Below are 14930 nucleotides of genomic sequence, written 5' to 3'. Positions count from 1 at the left end.
CCTAGTGTCTGCTCAGCCGGACGGACGCTGGAGGACGGCCCACTCGCGCACGAATCCGCCGTGCCGCGAGCCGAGGCTGGCCATGCGGGATCGTTCTTGCGACAGATGCATGGCGTCGAGCAATTGGACCCGCGCCAGGACCAGGACCACCAGTCCGTCCTCGCGCGCCGCCGGTCTCGGACCCCAGCGCTCGTCCTCGACCGACTCGTAGCCGTCGAGGGCGGCGACGGCCGCCGCCTCGGACCGCCGCTCGGGCGGCACCTCGACGTGATGGCGCAGGATGACCTCCTCGGCCGCCCGCCACGACGACGCGTCGAGGGCGACCGAACTCGCGATCGCATCGTCATCGGAACTCGCCACCACCTCCACCCGTTGGTCCAGTGTCAGCGGTCCCGCCTCGGCACGCGGGCGAAGGCGCGCACGGAGACGGGCCAAGCGGCTCTGCTCGACCACACGGCCGTTGAGATCGCGGGGGCCGGGTGAGGTCGAACTCGACATGAACACACGGTAGCGAGCCGGGCCCGCGCCAGGCGCCTCCAGGACACGCCGACGGCTGGCCGATACCGGCGCGGACCTGCACCGGGAGAATTACTCGGAGGCAATTTCCGACCCGGGTGGCCACCGCTTACTACGAACCGTCATACTTCACTTGTGACAAGCGCTGTAGGTACCTCAGGAACAGCCATCACCTCGCGCGTGCACTCGCTGAACCGGCCCAACATGGTCAGCGTCGGCACGATTGTGTGGCTGTCCAGTGAGCTCATGTTCTTCGCTGGCCTCTTCGCGATGTATTTCGTCGCCCGTGCCAACTCGGCGGTCGGCTGGCCGCCGCCGCCGACCGAGCTGAATCTCGCCCTCGCCATCCCGGTGACGACGGTGCTGATCCTCTCCTCGGTGACCTGCCAGATGGGCGTCTTCGCTGCCGAACGCGGTGACGTCTTCGGCCTCCGCCGCTGGTACGTCATCACCCTGGCAATGGGCACGTTCTTCGTCTGCGGTCAGGCGTACGAGTACTACCACCTGGTCGAGCACGGCACGACCCTCGCGTCAGACGCCTATGGCTCGGTCTTCTACATGACGACCGGCTTCCACGGCCTCCACGTCATCGGTGGTCTGATCGCGTTCGTCTACCTGCTCATCCGGACCAAGCTGTCGAAGTTCACGCCGGCGCAGGCAACCGCCGCAATCGTTGTCTCTTACTACTGGCACTTCGTCGACATCGTGTGGATCGGACTCTTCGTCACGATCTACTTCATCCGATGACATCGGCGACCTCGCTCTAGAACAACAGCCCGTCCCGCTTAGTAGAGAGTCACAGATGAGTTCATCTCCACCGCGTCCGTCGGATAGCGGCACCGAGGTCGGACCCGATGCCTCGGCCCGACGCTCCTCTGCACGCGACGCCGGCCGCCGCGCCAAGACACGACGCAAGCTCCGTCGGCGCGCCACCGGCACCATCGTGCTGCTGGCCGGTCTCGTCATGGCAGGCGTCCTCGCCTCGGTCCTGACCCCCGACCCCCAGGTCGCGGTCGCCGACGAGAGCAACGCCGCGATGATCGACGACGGTCAGAAGCTCTACGAGACCTCGTGCATCACCTGCCACGGCGCCAACCTCCAGGGTGTGCCCGATCGTGGTCCCGCGCTGCTCGGTGTCGGTGACGCCGCCGTCTACTTCCAGGTCTCGACCGGACGTATGCCCGCGGCTCGCGGCGAGGCGCAGGCCCAGCGCAAGCCCGCGAAGTTCACGACCGAGCAGATCGACCAGCTCGGCGCCTTCATCCAGGCCGAGGGCGGCGGACCGCAGGTCCCGCGCAACGCCGACGGCTCGGTCGCGCAGGAGTCCCTGCGCGGCGACAGCATCGGCCGGGGCAGCGAACTGTTCCGCCTGAACTGCGCGTCGTGCCACAACTTCACCGGGCGCGGCGGAGCGTTGTCCTCGGGCAAGTTCGCGCCGAACCTCGACGGGGTCAACGAGGCACAGATCTACACCGCGATGCTGACCGGTCCGCAGAACATGCCCAAGTTCTCGAACCGCCAGTTGGATCCGGAAGAGAAAAGGGACGTGATCGCCTACGTCAAGTACGCGACCGAGGCGAAGCCCAGCGGCGGACTCGGACTCGGCGGTTTCGGCCCGGTCAGTGAAGGCATGGTCATGTGGTTCGTCGGCGTCATCGCCATCGTCGCAGGCGCCATGTGGATGGGATCTCGAGCATGAGCGCGAACGACAAGGATGTCCCGTCGCGGGACGAACTCGACCAGATGAGCACCGACGAGCTCGTCAAACTCGGTACCAATCTCGACGGCGTCGAGATCATCCACCGGTCCGAGCGTTACACCGTGCCCGGTACCCGGGTCGAGAAGCGCGCCGAGCGTCAGGTGGCCATCTGGTTCACCATCGCCGGCGTCTCCGCCCTGGCCTGCCTCGGCATCTTCCTCTTCAACCACTGGGAGTTCGCGCTCCCCGATGACCCGAACTACTGGTGGTACACGTTCAACACGCCGCTCCTCGGTGTGACGTTCGGCCTCTCGGTGTTCGCCATCGGCGTCGCGATGATCCTCATCACCAAGAAGTTCATCCCGGCGGAGATCTCGGTCCAGGACCGTCACGACGGTGGATCGGCCGAGGTCGACAAGAAGACGATCGTCGGCCTGCTGCAGGACACCGGCACCACCTCGACCCTCGGTCGCCGCAAGATGATCATCGGCTCGGCCGGGTTCGGTCTCGGTGCGTTCGCGCTCACCGGACTCGTCGCCTTCCTCGGCGGTTTCATCAAGAACCCGTGGGCCGAGGGTGCCGACTCGCCGCTGTGGCACTCGGGATGGTCGCCGATCTACAACCCGCCGGAAGCTCCCAACGAGACCATCTACCTGCGGCGCGACACCGGCAATCCGTTCCAGGTCGCCCTGGTCCGGCCGGAAGATCTCGACGCAGGCGGTATGGAGACCGTGTTCCCCTGGCGTCGTTCGGACGGGTTCGGCGAGTCCGAGCACTCCCGCCACCTGCTGGAGGAGGGCCTGCACCAGGTCCGCAACCCCGTCATGCTCATCCGTCTGCGTCCGGAGGACGCGGCCCGTGCCGTCAAGCGCAAGGGTCAGGAGAGCTTCAACTACGGTGACTACTTCGCCTACACCAAGGTGTGCAGCCACCTCGGCTGCCCCGCCTCGCTCTACGAGCAGCGGAGCAACCGCATCCTGTGTCCCTGCCATCAGTCGCAGTTCGACGCACTCGAGTACGCCAAGCCCATCTTCGGACCGGCCGCCCGTGCCCTGGCACAGCTGCCGATCACGGTGAACAATGAGGGTTACCTCGTTGCCGCTGGCGACTTCATCGAGCCCGTAGGACCGGCATTCTGGGAGCGTAAGTCATGAGCATCGCCGAACGCCTCGGCACTCAAGCCGAAGAAGTCGACTCGCGGTATCACCTGGCCGCGGGTATGCGTCGCCAGATCAACAAGGTCTTCCCCACCCACTGGTCGTTCATGCTGGGTGAGATCGCGCTGTACAGCTTCATCATCCTGCTGGTCTCCGGTGTCTACCTGTCGCTGTTCTTCGATCCGTCGATGACGCGCGTGGTCTACGACGGCGCCTACCAGCCGCTCAACGGCGTGATGATGACCAAGGCGTACGAGACCACGCTGAACATCTCGTTCGAGGTGCGCGGTGGCCTGTTCGTCCGTCAGATCCACCACTGGGCCGCACTGCTGTTCGCGGCGTCGATCATCGTGCACATGCTGCGCATCTTCTTCACCGGTGCGTTCCGCCGTCCGCGCGAGGCCAACTGGATCATCGGCTGCCTCCTGCTGATCCTGGCGATGTTCGAGGGCTTCTTCGGCTACTCGCTCCCCGACGACCTGCTCTCGGGCACCGGCGTCCGCGCCGCGATGAGTGGCATCGTCCTCGGTATCCCGGTGGTCGGCACCTGGATTCACTGGGCGCTGTTCGGCGGCGACTTCCCCGGCGTGATCATCATCCCGCGCCTCTACGTGCTGCACATCCTGCTCTTCCCGGGCATCATCCTGGCGCTGATCGGTGCGCACCTCGCGCTCGTCTGGTACCAGAAGCACACGCAGTTCCCCGGTCCCGGCCGCACCGAGAAGAACGTCGTCGGTGTCCGCATCATGCCGGTGTTCGCGGCCAAGGCCGGCGCGATGTTCGCCTTCGTCACCGGCGTGCTCGCGATCATGTCGGGCATCTTCCAGATCAACCCGGTCTGGAACATCGGTCCGTACAACCCGGCACAGGTCTCCGCGGGTTCGCAGCCCGACATCTACATGATGTGGACCGACGGCCTGATACGTCTGTTCCCGGCGTGGGAGCTCTACCTGGGCAATTACACGGTGCCGATGTCGAACTGGGTCGTGCTGATCATGACGATCATCTTCGGCCTGATGTTCGCCTACCCGTGGATCGAGAAGAAGCTCACCGGCGACGATGCGCACCACAACCTGCTGCAGCGTCCTCGTGACGCACCGGTGCGGACTGCGATCGGCGCCATGGCGGTCTCGTTCTACATCCTGCTGACGATCGCGTGTATGAACGACATCATCGCGTTCAAGTTCCACATCTCGCTCAACGCGACGACCTGGATCGGACGCATCGGCCTGATCATCCTGCCGCCGCTGGTGTACTTCATCACCTACCGTTGGGCGCTCTCGTTGCAGCGCAGCGACCGCGAGGTCCTGGCACACGGCATCGAGACCGGCATCATCAAGCGTCTCCCGCAGGGTGAGTACATCGAGGTCCACCAGCCGCTCGGCCCGGTCGACAGCCACGGCCACCCGATCCCGCTCCCCTACGAGGGTGCGGCGCTGCCGAAGCGGATGAACAAGCTCGGTTCCGCGGGCGCGCCGGGTACCGGTTCGATCCTCACGGCCGATCCGCTGGAGGAGCAGCTGCGCAACGTCGAACTCGAGCACGAGATCGAGGCAGGCGAACGCAAGGCTCTCCGCGAGCTACAGGCCAAGGGCGGCAACCCCTTCGGCGAGTAGCCACGCGAGAAGTCCCACCGCACGACCCACCGCGGGCCGTCGAGCACCATCGGGTGCACGACGGCCCGCGGTGCGTTTCCGGGTCGAACCACTCCCCTCCCCCGCGTCAGGGCCCGGCACCGTTCGCCGGTGTGGCACGGTGGACCCCATGCACCGACCGCCCCGAAGTTCCGGTCTGTCCCAGATCACCCGTGGGATGGGCACTCTCGACGCCGAGATCTACGATTCGATCGCCCGCTCACCGAGCCCGCTTCTCGACGTGACGATGCCGGCGCTCACCCGGGCGGCCGACCACTCCAAGCTGTGGATGGCCATCGCGGCCGGGCTCGCCGTGTCCGGACGTCCGTCGCTGCAGCGCGGTGCCGCGCGCGGCATCGTCTCGCTCGCCGTGACGAGCCTGGTGACCAACCAGGGCGCCAAACGTGTGCGTCGCCGCTCGCGTCCGGCCCACGGGCTCATCCCGGTGCCACGACGCGGCCGCCGGCGCCCGACGTCGAATTCCCTGCCCTCGGGTCACTCGGCCAGCGCTGCGGCGTTCGCCGTCGGTGTTGCCGTCGAGAACCCGCCGGCGGGTCTCCTGCTGTCCGCACTGGCCGGGCTGGTCGGCTTGTCCCGGGTGGCCACCGGCGCCCACTACCCCGGTGATGTGGTCGCCGGGCTCGGCATCGGCGCCGCGATCGCGACCATCGGTGCGCGCGTCGTACCGCCCATCACCGAACCGTCGCTGTCCCTGGCCGCCCCGTCGGTCGTCGACGCGGACCGCAACCCGGACGGCGTGGGTCTGGTCGTCGTCGTGAATCCGGGTTCCGCGGATGGCCGTGGGCGTCGGGTCCTCGAGGAGATCCGCCGCCGACTGCCGGCCGCCGAGATCATCGAGCTCGACGAGACCGACGACATGGCGGCCGTGTTCGCCGACGTCGCGACGCGCGCCACGATCCTCGGGGTGGCGGGTGGCGACGGTACCGTGGCGTGCGCCGCCGGGCCGGCACTCGCCGCCGACATCCCGCTCGCGGTGTTCCCCGCGGGCACCTTCAACCACTTCGCCCGCGACATCGGTTGCGGCACGGTGGAGGCCACCATCGAGGCGGTCCGTTCGGGGTCGGCGTCACGTGTCGATGCGGTGTGGCTCAACGATTCCCGACTGATCCTGAACACGGCGAGCATCGGCGCGCACCCCGACTTCGTCCGGGTCCGCCGGCGCCTACAGCGTCGGATCAGCCGTCCTCTCGCGACCGCGGCCGCCGTACTCCATGTCCTCCGCAAGGATCCGCACGTACGCATCGAGGTGGAGGGACGGGTGCTCGACGCGTCCCTGTTCCTCGTCGGCAACTCCATCTACCAGCCGACCGGATTCCTGCCGACCCGTCGTGTCCGACTCGACGACGGTCTCCTCGACGTGCGCATCCTCGAGACCGGTCACCGCTGGGCGACCCTACGGCTGCTCGGCTCACTCGCCGTCGGACGCCTCGAACGTTCTCACCTCTACCACGAGATGCAGGTGCCCGAGTTCCGGTTCACCGCGGTCGACGGTCCCGTCGCCGTGTCGCATGACGGCGAGGTCGAGGATTCGTACTCCCACGCCGACTTCCGGGTCGACTACCGCGCCCTCAAGGTGTTCCGGCCCGTCGCCCCCAGGCGGCCCTGAGCTCCGATCCGGGTGGCCCGCCCGAGCGTTGCGGGCGGGCCACACCGGCGACACGAGAGCGCCCCACCGGAATCCGGTGGGGCGCTTCGTATGTGTTCGTCGACCGCGTATACCGCGGCGGCTCAGTGCTTCTCGGGACCGACGTGGTACTCGAAGACGAGTCCGGCAGCCGTACCCATGATGACCACCGCCGCGAAGATCGACAGCCAGAAGTTGCCGGTGGCGAAGCCGACCGCGAAGGTCGAGGCGCCGAGCGCGATCAGGATGGGCCACCACGAGTGCGGGCTGAAGAAGCCCAGCTCGCCGGCGCCGTCCTCGATCTCGGCGTCTTCGTAGTCCTCCGGGCGGATCTCGACGCGTCGGGCGACGAAGCGGAAGAAGGTGCCCGCGATGAGCGTCAGGCCGGCCGCGAAGAACAGGCCGACGACGCCGACCCACTCGATGCCCTTGCTTGTGAAAGCGGTGAACAGGGTGTACGCGACGCCCGTCAGAAAGAAGAAGGCGGTCAGCATCTCGAAGAGGCGTGCCTCGATCTTCATCGTCAGCTCACTTTCTTGGTGCAGTTGGCGAGGGTCGGGTTGTCCGGGTCACCGGTTGCGCCGACGGTTCCGTCGGTGGCCCGGCGGGTGTCGAACGGCACCGTGGTGACCGATTCCGGGGCCTGGCAGATCGCCGCGAGAGCCTCGGCGTTGGTGGCACCGGGATTTGCCTCACGGAAGCGGATGTAGCTGTCGAAGTCCTCGGGGGCGACCGCGCGGACCTCGAAGTTCATCATCGAGTGGTACGTGCCGCACATCTCGGCGCAGCGGCCGACGAAGGCGCCGGTCCGGTCGATCGACTTGATCTGGAAGACCGGGTCGGTCGCGTTCTGCTCCGGGAACGGGAAGACGTCGCGCTTGAACAGGAACTCCGGCACCCAGAACGAGTGGATGACGTCGGCCGAGGCGATGTTGAACTCGATGCGCTTACCGGTCGGCAGGACCAGCACCGGGATCTCCGACGACGAGCCGACCGTCTCGATCTTGTCGAACTTCAGGTAATCGCGGATGTCGTCGTCACGGCCACCGGCGGGACCCGGGAGCTCGCCGTGCTCGCCACCCTCGTCGCTGCCGGCGTGTTCGGTCTCGGCGCCACTACCGGTCTGGGCCTGGACCTCGAACGGGTTGCCGTTCTGCTCGAAACCGTTGTAGGTCGTGCCGTCGGAGAACTCGACCTGGTTGTAGCCGAACTTCCAGTTCCACTGGAACGCGGTCACATCGACGACGACCTTCGAGTCGTCGTTCTTGCTCTCGACGTTGTTCTGCACGATGACCGTGAAGTAGAAGAGCACCGCGATGATGACGAACGGGATCGCCGTGTAGGTGAGCTCGAGCGGCACGTTGTATGCGGTCTGGCGCGGGAACACGCCCTTCTTCGCGTCGTTCGCACGGTGGAAGGTGATCGTCCAGAAGATCAGCGCCCACACCAGGATGCCCATGACGAGCGCTGCGATGACCGACCAGGTCCACAGATCGACCATCTCTTTGCCGTCGGGCGTGACGCCCTCGGGCCAACCGAAACGCATCGCCTCACTGGCGTCGCAACCCGACATCAGCAGTGCGCCGAGGCCGAGAGTGGCGACGAATGCCAGTCGCTTCATCGTCCGCGACGCTGATGAGACACGCCTCGCTCGGGGCCGTCCACCGTGTGCCAATTTCACGCCTTCCTGCTCGCTCACCGGCGCCCTCGCGCCGAGGTGAGTGCATGCCACATGACCTGCACGGGGCAAGGTCTTGCCGTGGACACACAGCAATTCTTGCACCTAGTACTACGCAGCGTAGACCAACCCGCGGAAGCTGTCGGAATCGGGGCGCGATCCGGTCGTGTCCCCGTCGTTTCCGCCTCGTACCGATGTCGGCGACCGGTGGCGACGTCCCCGCCGCGCGGCACCCGACCCCGCCGTGTCGGAACACGACCGGCCGCTTCAGGCATACTCGGACGCGGTCCGACGCCGCGTCGGAACCTGCGCCTGGACTGGCTACCGAATGGAGAGAACGAGACGTGTGTGGTCTGCTCGGCCTGCTGACATCCGACGGAACGGCCGCCGAGGTCGTCGATCCGGTGGCGGTGGCCTCGCACTGCATGCGGCATCGCGGACCCGACGAACCCGGCACCTGGCACGACGACGACATCGTGTTCGGCTTCAACCGGCTCTCGATCATCGACATCGAGCACTCGCATCAGCCCCTGCGCTGGGGTCCGCCGGAGAATCCCGATCGGTATGCGCTGGTGTTCAACGGGGAGATCTACAACTACCTCGAGATCCGGGCCGAGCTCGCCCGGGACGAGGGCGCGCTGTTCCGCACCGAGGGCGACAGCGAGGCGATCGTCGCGGCCTTCCATCACTGGGGACCCGACGCGGTCCGGCGACTGCGCGGCATGTTCGCGTTCGCGATCTGGGACACCGAGAACCGCTCGCTCTTCCTCGCCCGTGACCCGTTCGGCATCAAGCCTCTGTTCGTGGCATCGGGCCCCGGCGGGCTTGTCTTCGGCAGCGAGAAGAAGAGTCTGCTCGAACTGATCGAACGCATCGGGTTGTCGACGGAACTCGATCCCCGCGCGATCGAGCACTACACGGTGCTGCAGTACGTCCCGGAACCCGAGACGATCCACGCCTCGATCCGGCGACTGGAGTCGGGCTGCCATGCCACCGCGACACCGGGCAGTCCCCTGTCGATCCGGCGCTATTTCACTCCCCAGTTCGGCGTCCGCCCGGTCACCGACGCCACCCGGCAGAAGCGCTACGACGAGATCGCCGACGTACTCGCCGACTCGGTCGCCAAGCACATGCGGGCAGATGTGACGGTCGGGTCGTTCCTGTCCGGCGGTATCGACTCGACGGCGATCGCCGCGCTGGCGATCCGGCACAACCCGGACCTCATCACCTTCACCACCGGCTTCGAGCGCGAGGGTTATTCGGAGGTCGACGTCGCCGCCGAGTCGGCGGCGGCGATCGGCGCTCGCCACGTGGTGAAGGTCGTCGGACCGTCGGAGTTCATCGAGGCGATCCCCTCGATCGTCTGGTACCTCGACGACCCGGTCGCCGACCCCGCGCTCGTCCCGCTGTACTTCGTGGCAGCCGAGGCACGTAAGCACGTCAAGGTCGTGCTCTCCGGCGAGGGCGCCGACGAATTGTTCGGCGGATACACGATCTACAAGGAGCCGTTGTCCCTGGCCGCCTTCGATCGGCTGCCGCGGCCGCTGCGTCGCGCGGCGGGGAAGATCTCCGACCGGATCCCGGAGGGAACGCGCGGCAAGAGCCTGCTGCACCGCGGTTCGCTCACACTCGAGGAGCGCTATTACGGCAACGCCCGCAGCTTCGACGACGCGCGACTACGCGCGGTCCTGCGCGACTACCGCCCCGAATGGACCCACACCGACGTCACCGCCCCGATCTACGCGATGAGCGAGGGGTGGGATCCGGTGGCCCGGATGCAGCATCTGGATCTGTTCACCTGGCTGCGCGGCGACATCCTCGTCAAGGCGGACAAGATCACGATGGCCAACTCCCTCGAGTTGCGGGTGCCGTTCCTCGACCCGGAGGTGTTCGCGATCGCCGAGGGCCTGCCCCATGACGAGAAGATCGCCCACGGCACAACGAAATACGCGCTGCGCAAGGCACTGGAGCAGATCGTCCCGGCGCACGTCCTGCACCGCAAGAAGCTCGGCTTCCCGGTTCCGATCCGGCATTGGCTTGCCGGCACCGAGATGTACGACTGGGCGCACGAGACCATCACGCACTCCCAGACCGATCACATCTTCGCCAAGGACGCGGTGGTCGCGATGCTCGACGAGCATCGAGAAGGCGTGGTGGACAACAGCCGCCGGCTCTGGACGGTCCTGATGTTCATGGTCTGGCACGGCATCTTCGTCGAGGGCACGATCGTCCCGGAGATCATCGACCACACCTATCCGGTGCGGGTCTAGTCCGAGAGTCGTTCTCCGGCAACACAACCCGCCCCGGAAATCGCCGGCCACAGCGCAGCCGACCACGATACGTCACCGACTTCGCCACGCAGGGCCCATTTCCGGGGCGGCTTCGACGGTCGTGCACTCAGTTCGCGAGCTTCAGACCGATGACCCCGCCGACGATCATCAGCAGGAAGAACACCCGCAACACCGACACCGGCTGCCCACCGGTGAGCATGGCGTAGACCACGGTGAGTGAAGCCCCGATGCCCACCCACACGGCGTAGGCGGTGCCCACGGGCAAGTCGCGCATCGCATAGGCCAGTCCGGCCATGCTGATGGCGAGCGCGACGAGGAACAAGCCCGTCGGCCCCGGTTTCGTGAAGCCCTCCGACCGACCCAACGCGGTGGCCCACACCGCTTCGAACACACCCGACACGACGAGAACGAGCCATGACATGACGACCTCCCACGGGCCGTCTTGTCGCACACCGGGTACAGCACCCCTCGTCCGGGAGTCCTCGATCGGGACTCCGTTCCAACGTCTCACGCCGGGGCGGGGGTGGCAACGTCAGACGCGTCACCACCCCGGGCAGACCGGACTTCAGCCGGTGAACGCCGCCTTGATCGCCGCGGCGGCCTCGGCGCCGTACGCGCCTTCGATCCGGGCGAGAGCCGAGTCCGAGTCCCAGGCCCAGTCCTGTGTCGAGACGGTCTCGAGCACGAGCACCGCGACCATCGACCCGACCTGCGCGGCGCGCTCGAAACCGAGTCCCTTGGACAGCGCGGACAGGAACCCGGCCCGGAATCCGTCGCCGACGCCGGTCGGGTCGACCTTCGCGGTCTCCGGCACGACGGACACATGGATGCGGGTGCCGTCGCGGTCGACGATCTCCACGCCGTCCTTGCCGAGCGTCGTGACCCGGACCCCGACCATCTCGGCGACCTGCGCCTCGGACAACCCGGCCTTCTGACGGAGGAGACCCCACTCGTATTCGTTGGTGAACAGGTAGGCGGCGCCGTCGATGAGGGTGCGCGTCTGCTCGCCGTCGAGGCGGGCCAGCTGCTGCGACGGGTCCGCGGCGAACGGGATACCCGCTGTTCGGCACTCCTCGGTGTGGCGGATCATCCCGGCCGGGTCGTCGGCACCGATGAGGACGAGGTCGGGCGTGCCGACCTCGGCGATCACCTCGGCGAGGGCGATGTCGCGGCTCTCGCTCATCGCACCGGCGTAGAAGGTGGCCAGCTGGGCCATCGTCTCGTCGGTCGTGCACATGAACCGCGCGGTGTGATGGGACTCCGACACGCGGACACCGCGGCAGTCGACTCCGTTGGACTCGAGCCACTGGCGATACTCGGTGAAGTCGGACCCGACGGCCCCGACCAGGACCGGGGCGCCGCCGAGCTGACCCATCGCGTAGCAGATGTTGCCGCCGACCCCACCGCGCCGGACGACGAGGTCCTCCACGAGGAAGCTGAGGGAGATGTGTTCGAGGTGGTCGCCGAGTAGCTGCTCGGAGAACTTGCCCGGGAACTTCATCAGATGATCGGTTGCGATGGAGCCGCACACAACGATTGCCACTGGAGATCTCAGCCCTTCATGTGGTTGCCCGACAGATAGTGCCCAGCAGGTGGTGACCGCCAGGTGATGACCCGAATGGGTGATGACCCGGGTAGGTGATGACACAGACAGGTGTCCACGCTACTCACCCCACGACATACGACACCGGCCGCACCCCCATGGGATGCGGCCGGTGCCGGAAAGCGTCTGACGTGTGCCGACGTGTCAGTTGAACGAGTCGCCGCAGGCACAGCTGCCGGTGGCGTTCGGGTTGTCGATGGTGAAACCCTGCTTCTCGATGGTGTCGACGAAGTCGATGGTCGCGCCCTGCACGTAGGGCGCGCTCATCCGGTCGACAGCCAGTGTGACGCCACCGAAGTCGGTGGTGATGTCACCGTCGAGGGTGCGATCGTCGAAGAAGAGCTGGTACCGCAGGCCCGCGCAACCACCCGGCTGGACGGCGATACGCAGCGCGAGGTCGTCGCGGCCCTCTTGGTCGAGCAGCGCCTTGGCCTTGGACGCGGCAGCGTCGCTGAGGACGACGCCGGTGCTCGTGGCTGTGCTCGTTTCGTTCTGCACGGTCATGGATGCTCCTGTAAGTGGTGTGGTCCCGGTGCAATGTGGCCCGATGCCGTCGTGATGGGTTGCGCCCCGCACGGCCGTTCGGGATTCACCCCGCTCGCCGGGAGGTCGACCGGTTGTGCCCGTGCGTACAACCGTACTCCTCCCCGTGGTATTCCCGTCCAGTCGGACGGGCGTTTCCCCGAGGTCCGGCCGGGTTCTCGGCTCGACACATCGGCGCGATCAGCGGTGCGCGTCATCGAGATCGGACGCCACCGTTTCGGCGAGCGCGACGAGCTGGTTCTCCGCATCGGCCATCGCGACCTCGACCGAGCCCGCGACGTCGACGATCGCGTGCGCCGCCGCCACACCGGCCTCGGCGATCTCGTCGGGGCTCAGGGCGACCTGTCCCGCGAGGACGATCGTCGCCGCTCCGGCACCGTGAGCGCCGAGCGACGAGGCAGCGGAGTGCAGTGCGGAGACGACCTTGCCGCGGAGCGTCTGCGCATCGAACCTGCCCTCCCCGGTGACGACGACGTCGGCCGCGGCGACCTCGGCAGCCAGGCCGGTCGCGTCGGCGACGACGGTGGCGCCGGAGACGCGGACGCCTCCGAGCGCGAGGAGCGCCGCACCCAGACCACCTGCGGCACCGGCACCCGGCTCGTCGGCGATGTCCCGACCTGCGAGGTCACCGAGGACGCGCGAGAAGTCGTCGAGCCGCCTGGCGAGCAGGGCGACGGTGTTCGGGTCGGCGCCCTTCTGCGGACCGAACACCGCCGCCGCGCCCAGCGGGCCCAGGAGCGGGTTCTCCACATCGGATGCCGCGATCAGCTCCACGCCGCGAAGTCGCCGCCGGGCGTGATCGCCGCCGCCCAGGGCCTCCAGCAGGCCGGCACCGCCGTCGGTCGTCGCACTGCCGCCGAGTCCGATCACGATCCGGTCCACCCCGCGCGCCAGTGCCGCCGCGACGAGCTCACCGACACCTCGGGTGTCGGCCGCCACCGCCGTGCGCGGCGTCGGCGTACCGCCCAGCTGATGTAGACCGCACGCCTGCGCGCACTCGATGTAGGCGGTCGACGGTTCGTCGAGAAGCCACCGGGCACGCACGCCCGCGCCGAGCGGGCCGGACACCGATTCGGTGATCACGGTCCCGAATCGCGACGCCAGGACGTCGACGAAGCCCGGTCCGCCGTCGGACTGCGGGGCCACGACGAGTTCGTCATCCGGCCGCGCGGCAGTCCACCCGCGCGCGATCGCGTGCGCGGCGACCACCGCGGACATGGTGTCGCCGAACGAGTCCGGCGCGATCAGGATGCGCACCGGAACCCCGTCGCCGGTCCCGTGGGTGCCGCACCGCGCGTCGCGTCGTTCCCGGTCATGAGCACGGAGTATAGGGAGCGGACCCGATCCCGGCAGTGCGACTCCGGACGCCGCGTCCGCGGTGGGCACGCCCCTCGGGGCGTCATCAGGCGGCGACCACCGAAAAGCGACGACCGCGCGTTTGTCTCGCAACACCGATCACCTAGGCTCTACAGGCGTGAAGCTGCCATGGAAGAAGGACGACACCCAGGCGGATTCCGGCGACAGCTCGGTCTCCACCTACACCGCCGACGACGAGTCCGGCACCGACGTCGCGCCCTCCGCCAAGGGCAGCAAGTACACCCCGGGCAAGGGGCGCCCGACGCCGTCTCGCCGCCAGGCCGAGAACCGGCGGCGCGGTCCCGTCGCGCCACCCCCGACGAACCGTTCCGAGGCACGCGCCCGCAAGAAGGAGCTCAAGTCCACGCTCTCCAAGGAGGAGAAGCGGGCACTCTCCACCGAGCGACGCGAGAAGCGGCTCCAGCAGCGGGAACGGATGATGGCCGGCGACGAGGCCTATCTGATGCCGCGCGACAAGGGCCCCGCACGGCGCTACACCCGCGACATCGTCGACGCCCGGCGCAATTTCGCCGGGCTGTTCATGCCGTTCGCCATCCTGCTGATCGTCCTGATGTTCCTGGTCCCACAGGCCGCCGCGCTGACGAACCTCATCCTTGTCGCGTTCGTCGTACTGATGGCCGTCGACGGTGTGATCCTCGGCCGCATGGTCAACCGCCGCGTCGCCGAACGTTTCCCGGAGTCCGGCGACGGGGGCTTCAAGCTCGGCTGGTACGCGTTCACCCGCGCGATGCAGCTGCGCAAGATGCGCGCCCCCAAGCCGATGGTCTCGCCGGGCGACGAAGTCTGA

The 14930-nt window shown here is 67.6% G+C and carries 14 protein-coding genes and 1 riboswitch; of the genes, 7 read left to right on the top strand and 7 right to left on the bottom strand.

Translation table 11 applies throughout. The features are described 5' to 3' along the window. Positions 1–12: 12 nt before the first annotated feature. The gene (locus AB4Z55_RS12195) at positions 13–498 is read right to left on the bottom strand and encodes a hypothetical protein (RefSeq protein ID WP_239401085.1); all 486 of its coding nucleotides are present in this window, start codon (positions 496–498) and stop codon (positions 13–15) included. Positions 499–651: 153 nt separating this feature from the next. Between AB4Z55_RS12195 and AB4Z55_RS12190 the strand changes: the two genes are divergently transcribed. From AB4Z55_RS12190 to AB4Z55_RS12170, 5 genes are all read left to right on the top strand, one after another. Further along, on the top strand, positions 652–1263 hold the full coding sequence (locus tag AB4Z55_RS12190) for a heme-copper oxidase subunit III (RefSeq protein ID WP_081487040.1): 612 nt from the start codon (positions 652–654) through the stop codon (positions 1261–1263). 55 nt (positions 1264–1318) lie between these two features. Continuing rightward, positions 1319–2215 (top strand): cytochrome c, encoded by an 897-nt coding sequence (locus AB4Z55_RS12185; protein WP_004022912.1) that lies wholly within the window; start codon positions 1319–1321, stop codon positions 2213–2215. After that, positions 2212–3369 (top strand): ubiquinol-cytochrome c reductase iron-sulfur subunit, encoded by a 1158-nt coding sequence (locus tag AB4Z55_RS12180; RefSeq protein WP_004022913.1) that lies wholly within the window; start codon positions 2212–2214, stop codon positions 3367–3369. Before AB4Z55_RS12185 ends, AB4Z55_RS12180 begins: the two co-directional genes overlap by 4 nt. Then, positions 3366–4988, top strand: coding sequence for a cytochrome bc complex cytochrome b subunit (locus AB4Z55_RS12175; protein ID WP_004022914.1), 1623 nt, complete (start codon positions 3366–3368; stop codon positions 4986–4988). Before AB4Z55_RS12180 ends, AB4Z55_RS12175 begins: the two co-directional genes overlap by 4 nt. A 196-nt stretch (positions 4989–5184) precedes the next feature. Beyond that, positions 5185–6633 carry a bifunctional phosphatase PAP2/diacylglycerol kinase family protein gene (locus AB4Z55_RS12170; RefSeq protein ID WP_239401224.1) on the top strand — a complete coding sequence of 483 codons (1449 nt, stop codon included), beginning with the start codon at positions 5185–5187 and terminating at the stop codon, positions 6631–6633. Positions 6634–6755: 122 nt separating this feature from the next. On the opposite strand, the gene AB4Z55_RS12165 is transcribed toward AB4Z55_RS12170, so the two are convergent. Both AB4Z55_RS12165 and AB4Z55_RS12160 read right to left on the bottom strand, forming a co-directional pair. Further along, a complete protein-coding gene (locus AB4Z55_RS12165; protein ID WP_004022916.1) occupies positions 6756–7172 on the bottom strand; it encodes a cytochrome c oxidase subunit 4 in 417 nt (138 codons plus the stop codon). A gap of 2 nt (positions 7173–7174) precedes the next feature. Next, complete coding sequence (locus AB4Z55_RS12160) at positions 7175–8272, bottom strand: cytochrome c oxidase subunit II (RefSeq protein WP_004022917.1); 1098 nt, start codon at positions 8270–8272, stop codon at positions 7175–7177. A gap of 401 nt (positions 8273–8673) precedes the next feature. On the opposite strand from AB4Z55_RS12160, the gene asnB reads away from it, so the two are divergent. Next, positions 8674–10599: an asparagine synthase (glutamine-hydrolyzing) gene (gene asnB / locus AB4Z55_RS12155; protein WP_354562852.1), complete on the top strand. Its 1926-nt coding sequence runs from the start codon at positions 8674–8676 to the stop codon at positions 10597–10599. 127 nt (positions 10600–10726) lie between these two features. Here the strand turns inward: asnB and AB4Z55_RS12150 are convergent, their stop codons facing one another. The 4 genes from AB4Z55_RS12150 to AB4Z55_RS12135 form a co-directional block, all read right to left on the bottom strand. Continuing rightward, entirely contained in the window at positions 10727–11041 is a 315-nt protein-coding gene (locus AB4Z55_RS12150; protein ID WP_004022919.1) for a multidrug efflux SMR transporter, read from the bottom strand. Between the two features lie 10 nt (positions 11042–11051). Beyond that, a riboswitch (guanidine-III (ykkC-III) riboswitch) is annotated at positions 11052–11118 on the bottom strand. Positions 11119–11185: 67 nt separating this feature from the next. Beyond that, a complete protein-coding gene (locus AB4Z55_RS12145; protein WP_369519793.1) occupies positions 11186–12163 on the bottom strand; it encodes a carbohydrate kinase family protein in 978 nt (325 codons plus the stop codon). A gap of 204 nt (positions 12164–12367) precedes the next feature. Next, the gene (locus AB4Z55_RS12140; RefSeq protein WP_004022921.1) at positions 12368–12727 is read right to left on the bottom strand and encodes an iron-sulfur cluster assembly accessory protein; all 360 of its coding nucleotides are present in this window, start codon (positions 12725–12727) and stop codon (positions 12368–12370) included. 219 nt (positions 12728–12946) lie between these two features. Beyond that, positions 12947–14023 carry a glycerate kinase gene (locus AB4Z55_RS12135; RefSeq protein WP_369521006.1) on the bottom strand — a complete coding sequence of 359 codons (1077 nt, stop codon included), beginning with the start codon at positions 14021–14023 and terminating at the stop codon, positions 12947–12949. Between the two features lie 217 nt (positions 14024–14240). Between AB4Z55_RS12135 and AB4Z55_RS12130 the strand changes: the two genes are divergently transcribed. Then, positions 14241–14930, top strand: a complete 690-nt coding sequence (locus AB4Z55_RS12130; protein ID WP_004022923.1) for a DUF3043 domain-containing protein — start codon at positions 14241–14243, stop codon at positions 14928–14930.

Source organism: Gordonia sp. ABKF26 (assembly GCF_041103195.1).
GTDB classification, from domain to species: domain Bacteria; phylum Actinomycetota; class Actinomycetes; order Mycobacteriales; family Mycobacteriaceae; genus Gordonia; species Gordonia terrae.
Note: the sequence above shows the minus strand (reverse complement) of the source record. Positions and strands in the feature narration are given on the sequence as shown.